This is a genomic window from Paraferrimonas sedimenticola (assembly GCF_002282855.1).
GTDB lineage: Bacteria > Pseudomonadota > Gammaproteobacteria > Enterobacterales > Shewanellaceae > Paraferrimonas > Paraferrimonas sedimenticola.
Genome location: NZ_NRIR01000018.1, coordinates 1 through 1683, shown reverse-complemented (window position 1 = coordinate 1683; position 1683 = coordinate 1). Strand labels below are relative to the sequence as shown.

Here is a 1683-nt window from a genome sequence, read left to right as displayed (position 1 = left end):
CTGGAGGTATCAGAAGTGCGAATGCTGACATGAGTAACGATAAAGGGGGTGAAAAACCCCCTCGCCGAAAAACCAAGGTTTCCTGTCCAATGTTAATCAGGGCAGGGTAAGTCGGCCCCTAAGTCGAGGCTGAAAAGCGTAGACGATGGGAAACAGGTTAATATTCCTGTACTTCTTGTAACTGCGATGGAGTGACGGAGAAGGCTAGGTCATCAGGGCGTTGGTTGTCCCTGTTTAAGGCAGTAGGTTGGGTGCTTAGGCAAATCCGGGCACCTAAGACTGAGAGCCGATGACGAGGTCCTACGGGACTGAAGTGATTGATGCCATGCTTCCAGGAAAAACTTCTAAGCTTCAGGTTACAAGGAACCGTACCCCAAACCGACACAGGTGGTTGGGTAGAGAATACCAAGGCGCTTGAGAGAACTCGGCTGAAGGAACTAGGCAAAATGGTACCGTAACTTCGGGAGAAGGTACGCCGCTGTTGGTGATGAGACTTGCTCTCTAAGCTGACGGCGGTCGCAGATACCAGGTGGCTGCAACTGTTTATCAAAAACACAGCACTGTGCAAATTCGTAAGAAGACGTATACGGTGTGACGCCTGCCCGGTGCCGGAAGGTTAATTGATTGGGTTAGACTTTGTCGAAGCTCATGATCGAAGCCCCGGTAAACGGCGGCCGTAACTATAACGGTCCTAAGGTAGCGAAATTCCTTGTCGGGTAAGTTCCGACCTGCACGAATGGCGTAATGATGGCCACGCTGTCTCCAGCCGAGACTCAGTGAAGTTGAAATTGCGGTGAAGATGCCGTATACCCGCGGCTAGACGGAAAGACCCCGTGAACCTTTACTACAGCTTGACACTGAACATTGCTCCTACATGTGTAGGATAGGTGGGAGGCTTTGAAGCATTGTCGCCAGATGATGTGGAGCCAACCTTGAAATACCACCCTTGTATGCGTGATGTTCTAACTTAGGCCCCTTATCGGGGTTGAGGACAGTGTCTGGTGGGTAGTTTGACTGGGGCGGTCTCCTCCCAAAGAGTAACGGAGGAGCACGAAGGTTAGCTAAACACGGTCGGACATCGTGTGGTTAGTGCAATGGCATAAGCTAGCTTAACTGCGAGACAGACACGTCGAGCAGGTACGAAAGTAGGTCATAGTGATCCGGTGGTTCTGTATGGAAGGGCCATCGCTCAACGGATAAAAGGTACTCCGGGGATAACAGGCTGATACCGCCCAAGAGTTCATATCGACGGCGGTGTTTGGCACCTCGATGTCGGCTCATCACATCCTGGGGCTGAAGTCGGTCCCAAGGGTATGGCTGTTCGCCATTTAAAGTGGTACGCGAGCTGGGTTCAGAACGTCGTGAGACAGTTCGGTCCCTATCTGCCGTGGGCGTTGGATGATTGAAGGGAGCTGCTCCTAGTACGAGAGGACCGGAGTGGACGAACCCCTGGTGTTCGGGTTGTGTCGCCAGACGCATTGCCCGGTAGCTACGTTCGGAACTGATAACCGCTGAAAGCATCTAAGCGGGAAGCAGGCCTTAAGATGAGTCATCCCTAGGTTCTTGAAACCTCTGAAGGGCCGTCCGAGACCAGGACGTTGATAGGCAGGGTGTGTAAGCGTTGTGAGGCGTTGAGCTAACCTGTACTAATGACCCGTGCGGCTTAACCATACAACCCAGATG

1 rRNA gene is annotated in these 1683 nt (G+C 52.4%); it reads left to right on the top strand.

Annotation, left to right across the window (positions count from 1 at the left end):
• Window positions 1–1671, top strand: a 23S ribosomal RNA gene (locus CLC93_RS17530); the annotation flags it as partial.
• Window positions 1672–1683: the final 12 nt, after the last annotated feature.